The organism is Jannaschia halovivens, assembly GCF_046452375.1.
GTDB classification, from domain to species: Bacteria; Pseudomonadota; Alphaproteobacteria; order Rhodobacterales; family Rhodobacteraceae; genus Jannaschia; species Jannaschia halovivens.
Genome location: NZ_JBKFDJ010000001.1, coordinates 2,251,763 through 2,271,085 on the forward strand (window position 1 = coordinate 2,251,763; position 19,323 = coordinate 2,271,085).

Consider the following 19,323-nt stretch of genomic DNA (forward strand, 5'->3'; position numbering starts at 1 on the left):
CATCATCGGGCGCCCGTTTGCGTATCAGGACGTCTGTCGCGGCGGGCGGGCGCTGAAGATCGGGTGGACCTTGCCGGATTTCGCGGGCTTCGCGGGTGCGGTGGGCGCCTCTGGTTTGGTTGCCGAAAGCTTGGCGCCCCTGGGCGCGATGCCCAGCGACGGCGGCACCGGCGGCACGTCGTCGAGCGGTTCGGGTTCACGCGCGACCGCTTCGGGCATGGGCCGCGACGGGGCCTTCTCGGCAGCCGCGCGCAGGGCAAGGCGGGCGTCCGGGGCATGGCGCGCGCGGTCGCGGGTCAGTTGGGCCACCTCGCGCATGGCTTCGGATCCGTCCATCGTCGCGCGGGTCAGGGCGGCGACGCAAATTGCGATCAGCCCCAGCAGCATCAGCCCAAAGCCCGGCAATCCCGCGGCGACCCGGTCGAGCACCGTCGGCCCGCCCGTCATCGACACCCAGCCCGCGACGCCGATCCCGCCGATCGCGGCCAGCCAGCCCAGTTTTTCGAGGATCGAGGCGATGGCGCGGCCACCGCGGTATCGGGAATCGTCGGACATGGGGCGCGACCTCCTGTCCGTTACAATGCCCGTGGTCAGGCCTCGGTTGCCAACGAAAAGGGCCGTCCCCGAAAGGACGGCCCGAATTCCGCCGATGCGCGCGTCAGGTCATTCGGCCGGCGTGGTGCGCCGCGCCTTCACCGGCGCCCAGATGCGCTTGTTGGTGAGGTAGAGCAGCACCGACAGCACCGCGAGCATGATGATCGCGACGATGCCCATCTGCTTGCGCGCGGCGAGCTTGGGCTCGGCCGTCCACATCAGGAAGGCGGCGACGTCGGTCGCGATCGCTTCCATGTCCGTGGGCGCGCCGTCGTCGAACTCCACGTCGTCGCCGTAAAGCACCGGCGCCATCGAGATCCAGCCGCCGGGGAAGGCGAGGTTCTCGTAGAGGACGGTGCCCGCCTCCTCCTTCTCCTCGCCGGTATACCCGGTCAGGAGCGAGGCGATGTATTCCGGGCCGCCCATGCCCTGGACAATCTGATTGATCCCGAGGTTGTAGGGCCCCGAGAAGCCGGCGCGGGCCTTGGCCATCAGCGACAGATCGGGCGCGCCGACCGCGTTGTTGGCCGGGAACTTGTCGGGATAGCTGGCCGCCCGGAAATCGCCTTCGCCGCCATTCAGCGACGGATCGAAGATCTCGTAGAGCTCGGCATAGGCCGTCGCCTGCTCGCGCGAATAGCCGAGGCCGTGATCTGCCGCGAGGTCGCGGAAGGCGACGTATTGCAGGCCGTGGCAGGCCGAGCAGACCTCGGTATAGACCTTCAGCCCGCGCTGGAGCTGGTTCTGGTCGTAAGTGCCGAACGGTCCCTCGAACGGGAAGTCGAAATCCGTGACCTCGCCCGCGCCGCCGGCCGCCAGGGCCGCCGAGGTGGAGATCGCCAGGGCCGCGAAGGCCTTCGTGAGGATGTTCATTTATCCCTCTCCTTATTCGGCCGGGCTGGCGGCTTTTTCGCCGGGCAGGCGCTGGCCGGTTCCCGGTCCACCGTCGCTGTCGGGCCCGTAATGCGCCGCGAAATCTTCCTCGATGGTCGCGGGACGCGGCAGTGGCTTCTCGATGACGCCCAGGAGCGGCAGGATCACCAGGAAATAGGCGAACCAGTAGGCCGAGGCGACGAGCGAGAGCGAGGCCCACGGCTCCTCGGCGGGCATGGAGCCCAGCCACATCAGGACGAAGAAGTCGAACACCAGAAGCCAGAACCACCACTTGAACATCGGGCGGTAGCGGCCGGAGCGGACCGACGACGTGTCGAGCCACGGCGCGAAGGCCATGATCGCGATCGCGCCGAACATCGCCAGCACCCCGAAGAACGCCGCGTCGATGATGCCGCCGGAGATCCAGCTGAAGAACATCACGATCCAGACGTCGGAGGTGAAGGCCCGCAGGATCGCGTAGAACGGCAGGAAGTACCATTCGGGCACGATGTGGGCGGGCGTCGCAAGCGGGTTCGCCTCGATGTAGTTGTCGGGATGGCCGAGATAGTTCGGCATGAACCCGACGATCGCGAAGAACACCAGGAGGATCACCGCCAGCGCGAAGAGGTCCTTGATGACGAAATAGGGCCAGAACGGCAGCGTGTCCGCCTTGGCTTCGGCCTTCGAGGTACGACGCACTTCGACACCGGTCGGGTTGTTGTTGCCGGTCGTGTGGAACGACCAGATCTTCACGATCGAGAGGCCGAGGATCAGGAACGGCATCAGGTAGTGCAGCGAGAAGAACCGGTTCAACGTCGCGTTGCCGACCGCCGGTCCGCCCAGAAGCCAGGTCTGGAGGGACTCGCCGATGAACGGGATCGCACCGAATAGGCCGGTGATGACCGTGGCGCCCCAGAAGGACATCTGGCCCCAGGGCAGCACGTAGCCCATGAACGCGGTGCCCATCATCAGCAGGTAGATGATGATCCCGAGGATCCACGTGATCTCGCGCGGGGCCTTATAGGAGCCGTAATAGAGATTGCGGAAGATGTGGGCATAGACCGCCACGAAGAACAGCGAGGCGCCGTTCTGGTGGATGTAGCGCATGGCCCAGCCGCCGCGAACGTCGCGCATGATGTGTTCGACCGAGGAGAAGGCGAAATCGACATGCGGCGTGTAGTGCATGACGAGGATGATGCCGGTCACGATCTGCAGGACCAGCGTGAAGGTCAGCACGATCCCCCAGATCCACATCCAGTTCAGGTTCTTGGGCGTGGGGATCATCAGCGTGTTGTAGAGCAGCCCGAGAATGGGGAGCCGCTTCTCGATCCACTTCTCGCCCTGCGTTGTCGGGACGTAGTCATCGTGGGGAATACCAGCCATCTGTGTCGCTCCCTCAGCCCAGTCGGATCGTTGTATCGTCAAGGAATTCCACCGGCGGCACCGGCAGGTTGCGCGGCGCGGGGCCGCGACGGATGCGTCCGGCGCTGTCGTAATGCGAGCCGTGGCAGGGGCAGAACCAGCCGCCGAAATCGCCCGCGCCATCGCCCAGCGGGACACAGCCGAGATGGGTGCAGACGCCCATCTGGACCAGCCATTCGCCCGACTCGCCGGTCGCCCGGTTCTCGTCGGTGGCGGGAGCATCGCCGTCGATATTCGCGTTGTTGGCCAAGGGATCGGGCAGGTCCGAGATCTCGACGCCGCGCGCCAGCTCGATCTCCTCGGGGGTGCGGCGGCGGATGAAGACCGGCTTACCCAGCCAGAGCGCCGTCATCTGCGAGCCGGGCTCGAGGATGGAGACGTCGACATCGATGGAGGACAGCGCCTCGACATCGGCCGACGGGTTCATCTGGTTGACGAGGGGCCAGACCGCGAAGCCCGTGGCCACGGCGCCCATGCCGGCCGTCGCGTAGTAGAGGAAGTCGCGGCGGGTTCCCGCGTGATCGTCGGCGTGTGACACTCGGCCATCTCCCGTCTCAGGGTCCCGTCGGACCGTCTCTCGTTCGAATGCGTCCGCGAACGGGCCAATGGCCGCCGGAACACCCCGCGCCTCTTAGCGCAGGCAGAACAGGAAACGCCAGCGGACATTCGGGCGCAGGGGCCGCCTAGAGTTCGCGGGTCATGTCCTGATGCGGGATGCCCGCGTCGTCATAGGTAGGGCCGTGCGCGGCAAAGCCCAGCGCCTCGTAGAAGCCGGTCACCTGCGACTGCGCGCCGAGGATGGCGCGCACGTAGCCTTCGGCCTGGAGATCCTCGAGGACGTCGCGCATCAGGATGGCCCCGAGGCCGGTGCCCCGTGCGCGCGGCAGGACCGCGACGCGCTGGATCTTGGCGGTGCGCGGTCCCTCCTCGGGCGTCACGTCCATGACGCGGAGCGTGGCGACGGGACCTTCGGCATCGGTGGCCAGCCAGTGGATGCAGTCGGGATCGAGGCCGTCGACCTCGTCGGCGAGGCTGACGCCCTGTTCGTCGATGAAGACGGCCGCCCGGATGGCGAGCGCGGCGCCCAGGTCGTCGGTCCGGTTGATGATGACCGGTCGCCGGGTCACGCCGGTCGCGTGGCCTGCATCGCGTCGCGGTCTGCGAAGCGGGCCTCCCATGCAGCGAGGGTGTCGCGGCCGGCGCGCCAGTTGCGGTCGCCATGGCGCAGGTCGAGATAGCCCAGCGCGCAGGCGGTCGCGATCTGCGCCATGTTCAGCGGCCCCTCGAGAAGCGGCATCGACCGCGCCTCCATCGCGTCGAGCGAGCGCGCGATCTTGGTCCATTGCGCGTCGAACCAGTCGGGCCAGTGCAACGCCTCGGGCCGCAGACGCTTCTCGTAGGTGATGCCGACGGCGGCCTCCATCACGGCATGGGCATTGGCCTCGAGCGACAAAACCTCCCAGAGACGGCTCTCGGGATAGAGGTTCGCACCGGCCTTCTGGTCGAGGAACCGGCAGATCACCCGGCTGTCGTAGATCGCGGGGCCGTCCTCGCGCACGAGCGCCGGGATCTTGCCCGACGGGTTCGCCGCGTTCAGATCGGCATCGCCGCCCATCGGGTTCGCGGTCACGTCCCGGATGTCCACATCGTTCTGCCCCGTCTCGAGGATCAGGACGCGACACGCCCGGACGAAGGGCGACGCGGGAGAGGAGAGGAGCTGCATTCGTGTTATCCTTCGGTTCGCATCATCCGGGCCAGTTCGGGCAGGTCCGAGCCGATCTCGGCGGTTTCGATCGCGTCGGCCGCGCGCAGGCGGACATCGTCGGGCTTATTCTGCGAAAGTTTCCACGTCGCGGCGATGCTGTCCACGTCCATCCGCAGGGGCACGATCTGGCGCATCATCCGCTCGAGCACCTCGGGCGTCATCTTGTCGGCCGTCCACGGCATCTCGGGATTGGTGCGCATCTCGTAGGGTTCGGATTGCGCATCCAGCGTCGCGCGCATCTCGCCCGGGTCGAGCCGCCGCAGGGGACCACGCAGATGGACCGCGACGTAGTTCCAGGTCGGGACCTGGTCGTCGATCCCGTACCAGTTGGGCGAGACGTAGCCATCCGGCCCCGTGACCGCGATCACCGCGGGCAATCCGTCGCCCAGTGCCCGCAGGATCGGGTTCGAGCGGACGAGGTGAAGCAGGACGTGGGAGGCATCCCCCGAGAGGTGCACCGGGATATGCGACAGGAGCGGGCCGTCGGCGGCGTTCACGGCCAGCGTGCCGAAGGCGCGGTCGCGGATCAGATCCAGCGTGCGGGCATCCGCATCGCTGCGAAAGGTGAGATTCGGGTGCATGAGCGGGGCCTCCTTTCGGGTCGCGGCGGACCTTGCCGTGCGACGGGGACGGGCGCAATCTGCGGCGATGGTGCCCGTCCCCCTGCCCCGCGCCGACCGCCAGGGGTCGGCCATCGCCCTGCGGCTGGCGGCGGCGGCCTTCGCGACGGGGCTGGGCTTTTGCGTCCACGGCGCAGCGACCCACGCCGAAACGGGCCAGATCGTGTTTCTGCGGGCCGGGCTGTCGCTGCCGCCGCTCTTCCTCTGGGCATGGCTCAGCGCGCCACCGCGCGACTGGCGCCCGCGGGCTCCGAGGAAGCACCTCGTGCGCGGGCTGGCGGGCGGGCTCGCGATGTTTCTGAACTTCTACGCGCTGGGGCAGCTTCCCGTGACCCATGCGCAGGCGCTATCGTATCTCGCGCCCGTGCTCAGCATTCCGGCGGCCGTGATCCTCCTGGGCGAGCGTCTGACGGTGCGCACGGTGCTGGCCGTGTCGCTGGGTTTCGCGGGGATGATGGCGATGCTCTACACCTCCGTCGCGCGCCCCGACTGGGGCTGGATGGAGCTTACGGGCATGGCCGCCGGGATCGCCAGCGCGGGGGTCATGGCATTGGTCCGGGTCCATATCCGCGCGATGACGGCGACCGAGACGACGATCTCCATCGCGCTCAGCTTCGCGGCGATCGGCACGGTGATCGGGTTCGCGGCGATGCTTGTGACGGGCTGGGTGCCGATGACGCCCGTCCTCTGGGCGTGGCTGGGGGGTGCCGGACTTCTCGGGGCGGCGACGCATATTACCGCGACCGAGGCCGTGGCGCGCGCGCCCGTCTCGACACTGGCACCGTTCGACTATGCGGGATTGGTCTTCGCCGTCATCCTCGATTTCGCGATCTTCGCCCATCTGCCGGGGCCCTGGGGCTGGCTCGGGATCGGGTTGATCGCTGCCGCCGGGCTGGTCACCGCGCTGGGTGGCCGCCCCGACGGCAGCGGGTTCCGCCTGCGTTAGGGCAGAAGGACAGTGTCGATGACGTGGATCACGCCGTTGGATGCGAAGACGTCGGGCGTCGTGACGGTCGCGCCGCCGACCTGAACGCCGCCGCCGGTGCCGTTCACGCGCAGCGACTGCCCGTTGACTGTCGGCAGGCTGCCATGCGCGCCGAGCAGGGACGAGGCCGGGTAGTTGTTCGGGGCCACGTGGTAGGTGAGGATCGAGCGGAGCGTATCCACGTTCTCGGGGAGCAGCAGGTTCTCGACCGTGCCCGCGGGCAGCGCCGCGAAGGCCGCATCGGTGGGCGCGAAGACCGTGAAAGGTCCCGGACCCTTCAGCGTGTCCACGAGGCCCGCGGCCGTCAGCGCGGCGGCCAGCGTGTTGAAGTCGCCCGCGGCGACGGCGGTGTCGACGATATCGGCGCGGCCGACATCGGCAGTCACGCAGCCCGTCAGCACGGCGGCGGAGGCGAGGCCCGCCCCGAGGGTCAGCACGCGGCGGCGGTTCATGGTGTGGATCATTTGGTCTCTCCCGGTTGCAGGATGCCCTTGGGGCACCGATTGATCGGGACATGGCGCGTATGGTCGTGGCGTCGAACCCGGCGGCGGCAAGCCGCGCACACATCGGATCACGGCTGCGTGATCGCCCCTCATTCGAGGCAGGCTCAGGCGGCGCGCAGGCGTCCCTCAGCGACGGCGGCGATCCGGGTGGGGACGATCCGGCCCACGGGGCGGTCGGTATCGAAGACGACCTCGGCGAAATGCGGCGTCCGGCCCATGCGCGGGCTCTCCATCAGCACGGCGTGGTCGCGACCCACCTGCGCGGCCAGGTGACGGGCCACGGCAGCCTCGCCCGCGGCCCGAAGGCGCGCGGCCCGGTCCTTGATGAGGCGTCCGTCGACGGCGGGCATCCGGGCGGCGGGTGTGCCCGCGCGGGCGGAGTAGGGAAAGACGTGGAGCCAGGTCAGGTCGCAGGCCTCGACCAGATCCAGCGAGTCCGCGAACTGCTCCTCGGTTTCGGTCGGGAACCCGGCGATGATGTCGGCCCCGAAGGTCATGTCGGGGCGCAGACGCCGGGCCGCCTCGCAGAAGCGGATCGCGTCGTCGCGCAGGTGCCGCCGCTTCATCCGCTTCAGGATCAAATCCGAGCCATGCTGCAGCGACAGGTGCAGATGCGGCATCAGCCGCGGCTCCTCGGCGATGAGCCGCATCAGCGCGTCGTCCACCTCGATGCTGTCGATGCTCGAGATGCGCAGGCGCGGAACGGTCGTCAGCCGCAGGATGCGTGCCACCAGGTCGCCCAGCCGCGGTTGCCCCGGCAGGTCCGCGCCCCAGGATGTCAGGTCCACGCCGGTCAGCACGACTTCCTCGTAGCCGCGATCGGTCAGCCGCGCGATCTGGTCCACGACGACGCCCGCGGGCACCGAGCGCGAATTGCCGCGACCGTAGGGGATGATGCAGAACGTGCAGCGGTGGTCGCAGCCGTTCTGCATCTGAACATAGGCGCGGCTGCGCGTGCCGAACCCGTCGATCAGGTGGCCGGCCGTTTCGGTCACGGACATGATGTCGTCGACCAGAACCGGTTCGGTGTCGCCTGTCGCGAGGTCCGCCCATGTGGACGGCTGCATCTTCTCGGTATTGCCGACGACGTGGTCGACCTCGGGCATGGCGGCGAAGCTTGCCGGATCCGTCTGCGCGGCACAGCCGGTGACGATCAGGCGCGCATCCGGGTTCTCGCGGCGCAGCTTGCGGATGTCCTGGCGGCCCTTCCGGACCGCCTCGGCGGTGACGGCGCAGGTGTTGACGATGACCGCGCCCGTCAGACCCGCCTGCCCGGCCAGTTCGCGCATGGCCTCGGCCTCGTAGGCGTTCAACCGGCAGCCGTGATTCGACAGGATCGGCGCGGGGCCTCGGAGGTCGTCAGCCATGCCAGACCCCGTCGAAGACATGCGCCGTCGGCCCGGTCATCCAGACGCCGTCCGCGCGCCAGTCGACCATCAGCGTGCCGCCGTCGAGATCGATGCGGACCGCGCGCCCCGTCAGGCCACGGCGCGCGGCCGCGACGGCCACCGCGCAGGAGGAGGAGCCGGAGGCCAGCGTAACGCCGACGCCCCGCTCCCACACCCGCATCCGCAGATGGTCGGGGCCGAGAAGATGCGCCAGTTGCACGTTGGTCCCCTCGGGAAAGAGGGGATGATGCTCGTGGGCGGAGCCGAAGGCGGCGAGGTCCACCGCCTCGGCATCGTCGACGAAGAAGGTGCAATGCGGGTTGCCCATGCCGGTCGCGACCGGGTCGCCATCGATCGGCAGGTGAAGCGTGTCGACGTCGCGCGCCAGCGGCACGTCGCGCCAATCGAGAAGGGGTGCGCCCATGTTGACCGACACGCCGTCCGGCGTCGCGCGGGCCTCGAGGCGGCCCCGCTCGGTCCGCAGCGTCATCGTATCGAGCCCGCGCAACGCAAGCTCATGCGCGGCGATGCAGCGGGTGGCGTTGCCGCAGGCCCCGGCCGTGCTGCCATCGGCGTTCCAGAAGGTCAGCGCGACATCGGCATCCGTCCCATCGCCGATCAACGCGAGCTGGTCGAACCCCACGCCGCGATGGCGGTCGCCCATGGCGCGCGCGAGGTCGGCGTCGACCGCATGGCCGTCGCGTCCGTCGATCACGACGAAGTCGTTGCCGAGCCCGTGCATCTTCATGAAGGGCAGGCCGGAGGGGCGCATGTCGGTCATCCGCGCGCCCTTACCACCCCGTCGGATACATTGGAAACACCTGCTTGACGCCTCCCCGACCCGGCTTTAGGTGCCGGGGCCGGAGAGGGCCGGTAGCTCAGCTGGTAGAGCAACTGACTTTTAATCAGTAGGTCCCGAGTTCGAACCTCGGCCGGCTCACCACTCCACCCCGGACATCGACGTCACGTGCAGGCTTCGGCGCCCAGAAGACCCGCGAATCCCGTCGCGGGGACGCAGTCCGGCTCGGGCGGGGTCGTAATCAGTCGGCCATTCGCGTCGATCGGCGGCATCTGCGCCTCGCCCGCGTCGTAGCGCTGCCAGAGGCCGCCGCGCAGGCCCGTCTCCTGCAAGAGACCCTGACGCTTGGCCTCGTAGTAGAAGCCGCGGGCATACCATTGCACCGCCGTCGCCTCGTCCCCACCCGACAGCATCCACGCGCCCCGCATGTAGCGCAGCGAGTACTTAAGGCCGGTATCGGCATCGAGAAGCTGGCTGGGATTGCCCTGCATCCCCATGTTGCGCGCGGTCGCGGGCAGGATCTGCATGATGCCGTAATAGGGCCCGCTGCGGGCTGCGGGGCGATAGTCGCTTTCGCGCTGGACGATCCGGTGCACGAGGCTGCGCGGCAAGTCGTAGTGATCCGCCCACTTGTTGACGAGCACGCGGATCTCGGGCGTCTCGCCGGGATAGAGCGCGGGCGCGGGCGGGGCGACCGGCTCGGGCTCGGGCGTGCTGACGCAGGCTGCAAGGGTCACGAGGAGGGCAACGAGAAGGAAACGCATGGCAGGACTTCGAGGCGGTTGATGACGCCGCCGGTCCTAGCGGCAGGCGCCGGGCTTCGGGAGTCCCGATTGCCGGTATCGGCGGCGGCTTGCCAGTATGGCTTGCCCCCGCCCCGGTCCTGCGGCACCCCGGCGGGATGGAGCAATTCCTGTATCGCATTCAAGCCGGAGCGCTGCGCGCGCTGCTGGCGACCGTGTCGGTGCTGCCCTTGAAGTGGCGGCGGGCGGTGGTCGGCGGCGTGACGGCGATGGCGGTGCGGCTGATCCCGACGCTGCGGCGGCGCGCGGCCGAGAACATCGCCCTGATCCATCCCGAGATGCCCGCGCCCGACCAGCGGTCCCTGACCGTGCGGGCGGCCCGCAATCTCGGGCGGACGCTGACGGGGATCTGGTTCAACGACGACCTCGCCGCCGAAGTCGCGGGGATCCGGGCGGAGGGGCCTGGACTGGACGTGCTCCGGGCGGCCGAAGTGGATGGTCGGGGCGCGGTGATCGTCTCGGGTCATTTCGGCCAGTGGGAGGCGATCCGCCACGTCCTCAAGCGCGAGGGGTTGGAGACGGGCGCGCTCTACCGCCCGAACAACAACCCCTATTACGAGCCGATCTTCCGCGCCGGGATCGAGCGAGGCGGCGCGCCGATCATCCCGAAGGGCGCGCCGGGAATGCGAGTGCTGCTGCGCCATCTGAAGGGGGGCGGCCGCGTGGCGCTTCTACCCGATCAATACGTCACCGATGGCATCTGGCTGCCCTTCCTGGGCGAGCCCGCGATGACCTCGCCCGTCGCGGCGGAACTCGCGCTGCGCTACGGCGTGCCGCTGGTTCCGGCCTTTGCCCCTTGGGAGAACGGCGAACTCCGCGTGGTCATCGAGGCGCCGATCCCGCCAACGGACGCCGCGACCATGATGCGGGCGTTCAACGACCGGCTCGGGTCGTGGGTGAGGCGCCACCCGTCGCAATGGCACTGGTTGCACCAGCGCTGGAAATACTACCCCTTCAACGAAGAGGGCCGGGACGCGGCCCGGGAGTAGGCGGCATGTTCCTGAGCATCTTCGACATCTTCAAACCGGGCATCGGGCCGTCCTCGTCGCACACGATGGGGCCCATGGTCGCCGCCGCACGGTTCCTCGCGGCGCTGCGCGGCGGGGCCGAGCCCGAGCCCGGCGCCGGTCCCCCCGCCCGGCTGGAGGCGGTGCTGCACGGCTCGCTCGCCTGGACGGGCAAGGGTCACGCCACCGACCGCGCCGTCCTACTGGGCCTTCTCGGCTTCGACCCCGCGACGGTCGACATGGACGCGGCCGAGGCGGCCCTGGACAACCTGCGCCGGACCGGACGTGTCGCCCCCGAGGGACTGCCCGAGATGACGCTCGACCCCGAGGCGGGCGTGGTCTTCGATTTCGGCCCGCCCCTGCCCGGTCACGCCAACGGCCTGATCCTCCGCGCCTTCGACGAACGCGACAACCTGCGGCTGGAGGAGACGTATTATTCCGTCGGTGGCGGGTTCGTCGTCACCGCCCGCGAACTGAGCGAGCCGGGCGATCTCCATGCCGAGAAGGAGGCGGCAGGCTATCCCTATCCGTTCGGCTCCGCTGTCGAAATGCTGGAGATGGCGACCGCCTCGGGTCAGAGCATCGCGAAGATGAAATGGGCCAACGAGTCGGTGCTGACCCCCGAGGCGCAGCTCGGTGCGCGGCTCGACGGGATCTGGTCGGCGATGGATGGCTGCATCGACCGGGGTCTCGGGGTCGGTGGCATCCTGCCGGGCGGGCTGAACGTCAAGCGGCGGGCGCGTGCGATCCATGCACAGCTCCTGGACGAGTCCGGTCTGAACCTCGCGCAGCCACACGTCGTTAACGACTGGCTCTCGGTCTACGCGATGGCCGTGAACGAGGAAAACGCGGCCGGCGGGCGGGTCGTCACCTCGCCCACCAACGGCGCCGCCGGGGTCGTGCCCGCCGTGATCCGCTACTATCGCGACCACTGCGTCGGCGCGACGCCCGAGGGCATCCGGACCTTCCTTCTGACGGCGGCGGCGATCGGCGGACTCATCAAGCACAACGCGTCGATCTCGGGCGCGGAAGTCGGCTGCCAGGGCGAGGTCGGATCGGCCTCGGCGATGGCGGCGGCGGGGATATGCGCGGCGCTGGGGGGCACGCCCGCGCAGGTCGAGAACGCCGCCGAGATCGCGCTGGAGCATCATCTCGGCATGACCTGCGACCCTGCGGCGGGCCTCGTGCAGGTGCCTTGCATCGAGCGCAACGGGCTGGGCGCGATCAAGGCCGTCTCGGCCGCCTCGCTGAGCCTGCGCGGGGACGGCACCCATTTCATGCCGCTGGACAATTGCATCGAGGCGATGCGCCAGACCGGCATCGACATGAGCGAGAAGTACAAGGAGACGAGCCAGGGCGGGCTGGCGGTCAACCTGCCGGAATGCTGACAGCGCCGGGGGCCGGGCGCCGGACCGAAACCAAAGCCGGGGGGCCAGCCCCCCGGACCCCCCGGCATACTTGAGGAGCAAAGAGAGGCGCATCAGCCTGCGGTGGCGCGTTCCTCGCGGTCCTTCAGTTCGTCCCAGAGCGCGCGGTAGCGCGGTTCGGCCATCAGCGTCTCGAACTGTTCGCGGTGCCATTCGATCCCGAGACGGTGGAGGCGGCGCAGGCGGCGATCGCCGGCCAAGGCCGCCATCTCCTCCGCGAAGCCCGTCACACCCGCCACGAGGCTCTGGTCCCGACCGCCATTGAGGTTCCATTTGTCCCAGTATTCGAGACCCAGATCCTCGTTGATGTGGTTGGCGCGCCCGCGGTTCTTCTTGAGGATATAGGCCTCGAGCGAGCGGAGCGGGTAGTGGTGCATATAGGCCGTCTCGTCGCAGCCGCTCCACTTGATCGACCACGTCTTCGAGGGGTTCATCTTCTCGCTGATGTCTTCGCCCGAGGGGGATTTCCAGACCAGCTTGTCCTGCCAGTCGGGCGCGACGCGGGGCCGGTGCAGGCCGATATGGTACATCGCCTCGTAGCGGCGGAACATCGTCTTGACGTCGCGCTTGCGGCGGCCGCCCCGGCCGGGCGCCTTCTCGCAGGTGGTGAACTGGGCGGTGATCGGCGCGTCGCGGAACGCCTCGATCCCGCCATTGCCGAAGATCTTCCACGGGAAGCTGACCACGTCCGTCTCGGGACCGAGCTCGGCCAGGAGGCCCTGGATTGTGCCGTCGGCGGTGCGGACATTGATGAACTCGTCGACATCCGCGATCAGGATCCACGTCGCCTTGTGGCGGAGCACATGGTCCCGCGCCCATTTGAGCGCCGACTTGTGCGGGCCGCGCGACAGGACCGTGTTCACCACGTGCCGGAGGCCGCCCAACTCCTCGATCCGGTCGAGGATGGGATCGGTCGTGTCCTCGCAATCATTGGTGTAGACGAGGAAGTCCGTGAACCCGATGGCCCGGTGATGCGCCACCCATTCGAGGATGTAGGGCGCCTCGTTCTTCATCGTCGAGATGACGAGGAACCGCTCGTCGGTGGGGCGCGGCGCCAGCGACACCGCCTCGGGCAGGACGATCGCCCAATACTGCCCCTTCTGGTGCAGCTCGGCCCCGGGCAGGCGTTCCATCAGGTCGCCCACCGCCTCGCGTACCGGCCGCCCGAGCTCGCCCGCCCAGTGCCAGCCGCCGCCCGCGATGGTGCCCCCGGCGCGGACGACCCGGCAGGCGGCCTCCAGATCGGAAAGGATCACGTCGTACTGCTTGTTGCCGTCGAGCCAGAGCCAGTCGAACACCCCGTCCCGCATCGCCGCCAGCGCCTCGGTCGAGGTCTCGCGCCGGATGGTCGCGTCGGGATGGGCGGCGCGGACCTGCGCCAGCTGGTCGTCCCGCTCGGATTGCGAGGCGGTGTAGTTCAGCGGCCGGGCGTCCTGTTCGGCGTCCTTGGCCCAAGGGTCGATCAGCGTCAGCGCGGCGGGCTGCGCGATCCGGACCAGCTCGGCGGTGTGGCGTCCGTCATGGGTTCCGATCTCGGCCCCGCGTCCGCCGACGGGCAGGTGCCCCATCGCGTCGAGCCCGTTCTGGCGCACCGCGCCGCGCCCCGTCACGACGCGTCCTTCGGCGCCATGTCGAAGCGCGGATCGTCGGCAGGAATGAAGAGCACATCCGAAAACCGCGGCGCGCGCGTCAGCCCGCTGAGGAAGCTGTGCACCTCGAAACCATGATCGGCCATGAAGGCGATCACCTCCGAGAAGCGATAGCCGCCGTCGAACCGTTTCTTGATCGAGGTCTCGGCGATGACGAACTCGCAGCGCTTCAGCGTCTCGGTGGCCCCGCGCAGCACCTCCAGCTCGTGACCCTCGGTGTCGATCTTGAGGCCGAACGGCCCCTCCAGATCGGCGGTCAGACTGTCGAGCGTGACCACCTCCACCTCGCGCGAGGTGACGTTGTCATCCGCATCCATGCGCGTGCCGACGGTGGACCGCGCCAAGCGGCCCGGCTCGACATCCATCCGAAAGCTGCCCGGCGCGGCTCCCAGCGCAACGACATGAAAGTCGTAGTCGAGCTTCGGCCAGAGCTTGGCCACGCTCTCGCGGCTCTCCTCCAGCGGATCGACCAGCACGAACCTGCGATCCGGCCACGCCTCGTAAAGGAACGGCGTCCCGTTCAGGACCCCCACGTCGATGATGGTGCGGGCTTCGAAGCCGTAGCGCCGCATGTAGCGCGGCGTCATCTTATCAGGCATCGCCATCTGCCGTCGTTCCCTCTGCTCGCGCCGGTCTCTGCCGGACTGGGCCGGACGATAGCTTACGACCCGGTCTCCGTCGAGCCGGGCAGCGGGCGCATCGTGTCGCCCGGAAGGAAGGTCGGCACGAGCTCGACGCGGCGGTCCTCGCCGTCGAACTGATGGGTGCCCGCGACGATCCGGGCGGCGACGCGCCCCGCCTCGCGGCGACGGCTGTCGACGGTGGCCAGCCGACGCGGCAACCCACCCAGAAGATCGAAGGCGTTGAACCCCGCAAGGCCCAGATCGCCGCCGACATCGTGGCCCCGCTCCAGCGCGTAGAGCATCCCGCCCGCACCCGTCAGGTCGTTCGTGTAGAACAGGAAATCGAGATCCGGCGTCCGATCCAGCATCGCCGCCGTCATCTCGCGACCCTTGGCGAAACCGGAAAAGCCGTCATAGGCCATCTGGTCGGCCACCGCGATGCCCGCCTCCGACAGCGCGCGCTCCAGCCCCTCGATCCGCTTCCGGGCGCGATGGTCGCCATGCATCTTCGTGCCCAACACGCCGACACGGGCGTAACCGCGCGCCGCGATCTCGGTGCCGACCTGATAGCCCGCGCGCCAGTGGCTGATCCCAACGGCGGCATCGACGGGCTCGCCGTCGACATCCATCACCTCGACCACCGGAACGCCGGCATTGGCTAGCATCGCACGCGACGCCTCGGTATGCTCCAGCCCGGCGATCACGACCCCCGTGGGCCGCCAAGACAGCATCTCGAAGAGGACGCGCTCCTCTTTCTCGGGATCGTAGCCGGTGGCGCCGACGACCGGCTGCAGGCCGGTGCCCTCCAGAGCCTCCTCGACCCCGGCGAGCATCTCGGGAAAGACGAGGTTCGACAGGCTGGGCACGATCACCGCGACGAGGTTCACCCGGCTCGACGCCAGCGCGCCCGCGATCTTGTTGGGCACGTAGCCCAGACGCTTTGCCGTCTCGATGACCTTCTCGCGGGTCTTGGCGCTGACGTCGCCGCGATTGCGCAGCACGCGGCTGACGGTCATCTCGCTGACGCCGGACGCCTCGGACACGTCGCGGAGCGTCAGGTGCTGGTGGCGGGTGTTCCTGCGGGACAAATCGGGCTCCGGTCCGGGCGCGTCTGGCCCCCGTGTAGCCCGCCCGCCCATCGGTGGACAAGCGCGCGCCGCGAGCGCTATCAGCAGGGCGGGGTCCCGTGGCTCAACTGGATAGAGCAGCCCCCTCCTAAGGGGCAGGTTGCAGGTTCGAATCCTGCCGGGATCGCGCCACCTTCGACCGGGACGGGCGATGGCTGCTGGAACCGCGCATTCGGGATGGGCCGGGCCATGTTCTGACTGCCTCAAGCCCCGCGCTTGCCTGTGCGAAATGGCCGCCCGATTGCGTCGGCGACTTTCCCCCGCTGCCCAATCCGATTCCGTCGACGCCCCGATCTGCCGCTTATTTCCGCATCTCGCTGCAATGCGGCATCGCGGCGGCGCCCGGTGCTTGGACCGGACGATCCTCCGACATCAGCGTGCGGACGCCAACAACCGGAGTGTCTGCCATGTCCAAACCCATCCTGATCGCCGCGGCCCTTGCGCTGCCCGCCCTGCCCGCCCTCGCACAGGACTGTCCGGTCAAGGTCGGCGTCCTCCACTCGCTCTCGGGGACGATGGCGATTTCGGAGACCACGCTGAAGGATACCGTCGAGATGCTGGTGGACCAGCAGAATGAGGCGGGCGGCCTCCTGGGTTGCGAGATCGAGGCCGTCGTCGTCGATCCGGCCTCCGACTGGCCGCTCTTCGCCGAGAAGGCGCGCGAGCTGCTGACCGTCGAGGAGGTCGACGTGATCTTCGGATCCTGGACCTCCGTCAGCCGGAAATCCGCCCTCCCCGTACTCGAGGAGCTGAACGGGCTGATGTTCTATCCCGTGCAATACGAAGGCGAGGAAAGCTCGAAGAACGTCTTCTACACCGGCGCCGCGCCCAACCAGCAGGCGATCCCCGCGGTCGACTACTTTCTCGATGAGCTGGGCGTGGAGCGGTTCGCGCTTCTGGGCACCGACTACGTCTATCCGCGCACGACCAACAACATCCTCGAAGCCTACCTGAAATCGAAGGGCGTGGCCGACGAGGACATCTTCGTCAACTACACCCCGTTCGGTCACTCGGACTGGGCGACCATCGTCGGCGACGTGGTCGAGATGTCGGAGGACGGCCGCCAGGTCGGCGTGATTTCGACCATCAACGGCGACGCCAATATCGGCTTCTACAAGGAGCTGGCCGCCTCCGAGGTCTCGGCCGACGACATCCCCGTCGTGGCCTTCTCGGTGGGTGAGGAGGAGCTCAGCGGCCTCGACACGACCGACCTCGTCGGCCACCTTGCCGCCTGGAATTACTTCCAGTCCGCCGAGAGCGACGCCAACGAGGAATTCGTGGCCGCGTGGAAGGCTCGCATGGGCGACGACCGCGTGACCAACGACCCGATGGAGGCGCATTACATCGGCTTCAACATGTGGGTGAACGCGGTCGAGGCGGCGGGCACCACGGATGTCGATGCGGTGCGTGATGCGATGTACGGGCAGGAATTCCCGAACCTCACGGGCGGCACGGCGGTCATGCTGCCGAACCACCATCTCGCGAAGCCGGTCCTGATCGGCGAGATCACCGAGGACGGCCAGTTCGACATCATCTCGCAGACCACCGAGGTCGAGGGCGATGCCTGGACCGATCACCTGCCGGAATCGGCGGTGCTGACCTCGGATTGGCCGGGCCTCGGCTGCGGCATGTTCAACACCGAGACCGAGACCTGCGTGCAGATCCAGTCCAACTATTGACCGGATCGGGGCGGCCCGTCTGCGGCCGCCCCCCACGACCACGAACCGGCGGGCGGGGCGACCGCGCCATCCGGCATTTCCGGCGGGGCGACCCGCCCGACGGGGGATCCTGCTCCATGCGCCTTCTGCTCGCCTTCGCGATGATCCTCGCCGTGGCGGTCCCCGTATCGGCACAGCAAGGGCCGATCCAGACCCTTCTCCAGACCCATGCCGACGACATCGCCGAACCCTCGCGCCGGACGATCCAGCCGGTGCTCGACGATCTCGCGGCGTCGGGTTTGCCGGGCATGACGGCGTTCCTCGAAGGCTGGGCCGATCGCGGCATCGTCCAGCGGGAGGCGGACGGTCTCTTCTTCTTCGGCGACCGCGACGGGGATGCCTACGCGCTCCGCTCGGTCGAGGATGGCAGCGATGCGGGCGAGATCGGGCGGCGCGACGGGTCGCAGTTGCGGCCCAATGCGGGCGTCCGCCGCCTCATCGCGACCAGCCTCGTGCAGTTCCAGCTCAGCGATCCCGATCCGGATCGCCGCCGTGCCGCGCTCGACGCGCTCGGGCGCAACCCGACCCCCGACCTGCTGGCCCCGCTCCGCGCTTCCATCGAGGGCGAGGAGAACCGCGCGATCCGCGCCCGGAAGGAGGCACTGGACCGGCTCATCACCATCCGCTTCGGCACCGATCCCGCGCTGAGGCTCGAGGCAATCGACTGGATGGCGAACCAAGTCTCGATCGAGGCACGCGCGGCGCTTAACGCCGTCCTGACGACCAAAACGATCGTCGGCGCGCCGGAAGCCGGGGCCAACGTGGCGCGCATCCTCGAACTCGGCACCGATATGGACGAAGCGGGCGCGCTCTCGCGTCTGGCCCAAGAGGACATCGTGCCCGACGGCGTCTCCCGCGCCGATCGTGACGCTGCGCTGATCGCGGCGATCGACGGGGACGCGGTCGCGGGCCTCCCCGTGGCGCGGCTCGACACCGAGGCCGCGCGCTGGATGGCATATGACCGGCTGGTCGAGGCGGGCACCGCGCCCGCGCGCCCCGCCCCCGACGCCGCAACGGCCCTGATCGCCGACAACCCCATCGTCGAGATCTACGACGAACCCGATCCGGCCATCACCGATGCCGCCCGCGCCGCCCTGGCCGAGGTCGAGGCCCGCGTCGGGCGCGCGCAGGCCGCCGATCTGGGCCTCGACGCGCTGAGCCTCGCCTCGATCTACTTCCTCGCGGCGATCGGTCTCGCCATCACCTTCGGCGTCATGGGCGTCATCAACATGGCCCATGGCGAGTTCATCATGATCGGCGCCTATACCGGCTATGTCGTCCAGCAATTCGTACCGGACTATACCGCGTCGCTCGTCGTCGCCCTGCCGCTGGCCTTCGTCGTCGCAGGCGCGGCGGGCGTGGCGCTGGAGCGGCTGGTGATCCGCCACCTCGCGCATCGCCCGCTCGAGACGCTGCTCGCGACCTTCGGCATCTCGGTGGCACTCCAGCAGGTCTTCAAGAACATCTTCGGCACGCAGGCCGTGCCCCTTACCTCACCCGACTGGCTGGCGGGCGCCTGGGTGCTCAACGACGTGGTCGGCATCTCCTATATCCGCATCGCGATCTTCGTCATCGCGCTGGTGTTCCTCGCCCTCCTCGTCTGGATCCTGCGGCGCACACGCCTCGGGCTCGAGGTCCGCGCGGTCACCCAAAACCCCGGCATGGCCGCGTCGCTCGGGATCGACCCCGACCGGGTCGGCATGGCGACCTTCGCGCTTGGCTCGGGGATCGCGGGCGTGGCGGGCGTGGCCATCGGCCTCTTCGGGCAGGTCACCTCCGAGATGGGGACCGCCTACATCGTCCAGTCCTTCATGACGGTCGTCGTGGGCGGCGTCGGCTCGGTCTTCGGCACGCTGGCGGGCGCGGGACTGATCGGCGGGCTGCAGAAGGGGATCGAGTGGCTGAACCCGTCGAACACGCTGGCCGCACAGACCTACATGATCCTGTTCATCATCCTCTTCATCCAGGTCCGTCCGCGCGGCATCGTCGACCAGAAGGGGAGGTTCGTGCAGTGACCGAC

General features: G+C 68.8%; 19 protein-coding genes and 2 tRNA genes. 7 read left to right on the plus strand and 14 right to left on the minus strand.

What is annotated here, in order from left to right:
- Nucleotides 1-24 precede the first annotated feature (24 nt).
- From ACK8OR_RS11440 to ACK8OR_RS11470, 7 genes are all read right to left on the minus strand, one after another.
- Entirely contained in the window at nt 25-555 is a 531-nt protein-coding gene (locus ACK8OR_RS11440; RefSeq protein ID WP_410189516.1) for a hypothetical protein, read from the minus strand.
- Nucleotides 556-663: 108 nt separating this feature from the next.
- Nucleotides 664-1,467, minus strand: coding sequence for a cytochrome c1 (locus ACK8OR_RS11445; protein WP_410189517.1), 804 nt, complete (start codon nt 1,465-1,467; stop codon nt 664-666).
- A gap of 12 nt (nt 1,468-1,479) precedes the next feature.
- The gene (locus tag ACK8OR_RS11450) at nt 1,480-2,850 is read right to left on the minus strand and encodes a cytochrome b (protein ID WP_410189518.1); all 1,371 of its coding nucleotides are present in this window, start codon (nt 2,848-2,850) and stop codon (nt 1,480-1,482) included.
- 13 nt (nt 2,851-2,863) lie between these two features.
- Complete coding sequence (gene petA / locus ACK8OR_RS11455) at nt 2,864-3,427, minus strand: ubiquinol-cytochrome c reductase iron-sulfur subunit (protein ID WP_410189519.1); 564 nt, start codon at nt 3,425-3,427, stop codon at nt 2,864-2,866.
- 145 nt (nt 3,428-3,572) lie between these two features.
- Nucleotides 3,573-4,016 (minus strand): GNAT family N-acetyltransferase, encoded by a 444-nt coding sequence (locus ACK8OR_RS11460; RefSeq protein WP_410189520.1) that lies wholly within the window; start codon nt 4,014-4,016, stop codon nt 3,573-3,575.
- Nucleotides 4,013-4,612, minus strand: a complete 600-nt coding sequence (locus ACK8OR_RS11465) for a glutathione S-transferase (RefSeq protein ID WP_410189521.1) — start codon at nt 4,610-4,612, stop codon at nt 4,013-4,015. The genes ACK8OR_RS11460 and ACK8OR_RS11465 overlap by 4 nt, the downstream gene beginning before the upstream one ends.
- A 5-nt stretch (nt 4,613-4,617) precedes the next feature.
- The gene (locus ACK8OR_RS11470; protein WP_410189522.1) at nt 4,618-5,235 is read right to left on the minus strand and encodes an FMN-binding negative transcriptional regulator; all 618 of its coding nucleotides are present in this window, start codon (nt 5,233-5,235) and stop codon (nt 4,618-4,620) included.
- Between ACK8OR_RS11470 and ACK8OR_RS11475 the strand changes: the two genes are divergently transcribed.
- On the plus strand, nt 5,234-6,220 hold the full coding sequence (locus tag ACK8OR_RS11475) for a DMT family transporter (RefSeq protein WP_410189523.1): 987 nt from the start codon (nt 5,234-5,236) through the stop codon (nt 6,218-6,220). The genes ACK8OR_RS11470 and ACK8OR_RS11475 overlap by 2 nt on opposite strands.
- Here the strand turns inward: ACK8OR_RS11475 and ACK8OR_RS11480 are convergent.
- The 3 genes from ACK8OR_RS11480 to dapF form a co-directional block, all read right to left on the minus strand.
- Entirely contained in the window at nt 6,217-6,723 is a 507-nt protein-coding gene (locus tag ACK8OR_RS11480; RefSeq protein ID WP_410189524.1) for a fasciclin domain-containing protein, read from the minus strand. The two genes, ACK8OR_RS11475 and ACK8OR_RS11480, sit on opposite strands and share 4 nt — an antisense overlap.
- Nucleotides 6,724-6,866: 143 nt before the next feature.
- Entirely contained in the window at nt 6,867-8,129 is a 1,263-nt protein-coding gene (gene mtaB, locus ACK8OR_RS11485; protein WP_410189525.1) for a tRNA (N(6)-L-threonylcarbamoyladenosine(37)-C(2))-methylthiotransferase MtaB, read from the minus strand.
- Nucleotides 8,122-8,931, minus strand: a complete 810-nt coding sequence (gene dapF, locus ACK8OR_RS11490; RefSeq protein ID WP_410189526.1) for a diaminopimelate epimerase — start codon at nt 8,929-8,931, stop codon at nt 8,122-8,124. Before dapF ends, mtaB begins: the two co-directional genes overlap by 8 nt.
- Before the next feature lie 86 nt (nt 8,932-9,017).
- Here dapF and ACK8OR_RS11495 point away from each other — a divergent pair.
- A tRNA-Lys gene (locus tag ACK8OR_RS11495) sits at nt 9,018-9,093 on the plus strand.
- Between the two features lie 20 nt (nt 9,094-9,113).
- On the opposite strand, the gene ACK8OR_RS11500 is transcribed toward ACK8OR_RS11495, so the two are convergent.
- Nucleotides 9,114-9,713: a transglycosylase SLT domain-containing protein gene (locus tag ACK8OR_RS11500; protein WP_410189527.1), complete on the minus strand. Its 600-nt coding sequence runs from the start codon at nt 9,711-9,713 to the stop codon at nt 9,114-9,116.
- 137 nt (nt 9,714-9,850) lie between these two features.
- Between ACK8OR_RS11500 and ACK8OR_RS11505 the strand changes: the two genes are divergently transcribed.
- Both ACK8OR_RS11505 and ACK8OR_RS11510 read left to right on the plus strand, forming a co-directional pair.
- Entirely contained in the window at nt 9,851-10,741 is an 891-nt protein-coding gene (locus ACK8OR_RS11505; RefSeq protein WP_410189528.1) for a lysophospholipid acyltransferase family protein, read from the plus strand.
- 5 nt (nt 10,742-10,746) lie between these two features.
- A complete protein-coding gene (locus ACK8OR_RS11510) occupies nt 10,747-12,147 on the plus strand; it encodes an L-serine ammonia-lyase (RefSeq protein WP_410189529.1) in 1,401 nt (466 codons plus the stop codon).
- 92 nt (nt 12,148-12,239) lie between these two features.
- On the opposite strand, the gene ACK8OR_RS11515 is transcribed toward ACK8OR_RS11510, so the two are convergent.
- The 3 genes from ACK8OR_RS11515 to ACK8OR_RS11525 all read right to left on the minus strand — a co-directional run bounded on the left by ACK8OR_RS11515 (nt 12,240) and on the right by ACK8OR_RS11525 (nt 15,546).
- Nucleotides 12,240-13,796 (minus strand): glycosyltransferase family 2 protein, encoded by a 1,557-nt coding sequence (locus tag ACK8OR_RS11515; protein ID WP_410189530.1) that lies wholly within the window; start codon nt 13,794-13,796, stop codon nt 12,240-12,242.
- The gene (locus tag ACK8OR_RS11520) at nt 13,793-14,434 is read right to left on the minus strand and encodes an FkbM family methyltransferase (protein WP_410189531.1); all 642 of its coding nucleotides are present in this window, start codon (nt 14,432-14,434) and stop codon (nt 13,793-13,795) included. The genes ACK8OR_RS11515 and ACK8OR_RS11520 overlap by 4 nt, the downstream gene beginning before the upstream one ends.
- Nucleotides 14,435-14,496: 62 nt before the next feature.
- A complete protein-coding gene (locus ACK8OR_RS11525) occupies nt 14,497-15,546 on the minus strand; it encodes a LacI family DNA-binding transcriptional regulator (RefSeq protein ID WP_410189532.1) in 1,050 nt (349 codons plus the stop codon).
- A gap of 92 nt (nt 15,547-15,638) precedes the next feature.
- On the opposite strand from ACK8OR_RS11525, the gene ACK8OR_RS11530 reads away from it, so the two are divergent.
- The 3 genes from ACK8OR_RS11530 (at nt 15,639) to urtB (ending at nt 19,318) form a co-directional block, all read left to right on the plus strand.
- Nucleotides 15,639-15,712: transfer RNA gene (locus tag ACK8OR_RS11530), tRNA-Arg, on the plus strand.
- 280 nt (nt 15,713-15,992) lie between these two features.
- Nucleotides 15,993-17,264: an urea ABC transporter substrate-binding protein gene (gene urtA / locus ACK8OR_RS11535; protein ID WP_410189533.1), complete on the plus strand. Its 1,272-nt coding sequence runs from the start codon at nt 15,993-15,995 to the stop codon at nt 17,262-17,264.
- A 116-nt stretch (nt 17,265-17,380) separates the two neighbouring features.
- A complete protein-coding gene (gene urtB, locus ACK8OR_RS11540; RefSeq protein ID WP_410189534.1) occupies nt 17,381-19,318 on the plus strand; it encodes an urea ABC transporter permease subunit UrtB in 1,938 nt (645 codons plus the stop codon).
- Nucleotides 19,319-19,323 lie beyond the last annotated feature (5 nt).

Excerpts from the sequence above, each read along its gene's own strand:
- ACK8OR_RS11440 (WP_410189516.1), bottom strand. The coding sequence starts at position 555 with ATGTCCGACGATTCCCGATACCGCGGTGGCCGCGCCATCGCCTCGATC.
- ACK8OR_RS11445 (WP_410189517.1), bottom strand. The coding sequence starts at position 1,467 with ATGAACATCCTCACGAAGGCCTTCGCGGCCCTGGCGATCTCCACCTCG.
- ACK8OR_RS11450 (WP_410189518.1), bottom strand. The coding sequence starts at position 2,850 with ATGGCTGGTATTCCCCACGATGACTACGTCCCGACAACGCAGGGCGAG.
- ACK8OR_RS11465 (WP_410189521.1), bottom strand. The coding sequence starts at position 4,612 with ATGCAGCTCCTCTCCTCTCCCGCGTCGCCCTTCGTCCGGGCGTGTCGC.
- ACK8OR_RS11475 (WP_410189523.1), top strand. The coding sequence starts at position 5,234 with ATGAGCGGGGCCTCCTTTCGGGTCGCGGCGGACCTTGCCGTGCGACGG.
- ACK8OR_RS11470 (WP_410189522.1), bottom strand. The coding sequence starts at position 5,235 with ATGCACCCGAATCTCACCTTTCGCAGCGATGCGGATGCCCGCACGCTG.
- ACK8OR_RS11480 (WP_410189524.1), bottom strand. The coding sequence starts at position 6,723 with ATGATCCACACCATGAACCGCCGCCGCGTGCTGACCCTCGGGGCGGGC.
- mtaB (WP_410189525.1), bottom strand. The coding sequence starts at position 8,129 with ATGGCTGACGACCTCCGAGGCCCCGCGCCGATCCTGTCGAATCACGGC.
- dapF (WP_410189526.1), bottom strand. The coding sequence starts at position 8,931 with ATGACCGACATGCGCCCCTCCGGCCTGCCCTTCATGAAGATGCACGGG.
- ACK8OR_RS11500 (WP_410189527.1), bottom strand. The coding sequence starts at position 9,713 with ATGCGTTTCCTTCTCGTTGCCCTCCTCGTGACCCTTGCAGCCTGCGTC.
- ACK8OR_RS11505 (WP_410189528.1), top strand. The coding sequence starts at position 9,851 with ATGGAGCAATTCCTGTATCGCATTCAAGCCGGAGCGCTGCGCGCGCTG.
- ACK8OR_RS11510 (WP_410189529.1), top strand. The coding sequence starts at position 10,747 with ATGTTCCTGAGCATCTTCGACATCTTCAAACCGGGCATCGGGCCGTCC.
- ACK8OR_RS11520 (WP_410189531.1), bottom strand. The coding sequence starts at position 14,434 with ATGCCTGATAAGATGACGCCGCGCTACATGCGGCGCTACGGCTTCGAA.
- urtA (WP_410189533.1), top strand. The coding sequence starts at position 15,993 with ATGTCCAAACCCATCCTGATCGCCGCGGCCCTTGCGCTGCCCGCCCTG.
- urtB (WP_410189534.1), top strand. The coding sequence starts at position 17,381 with ATGCGCCTTCTGCTCGCCTTCGCGATGATCCTCGCCGTGGCGGTCCCC.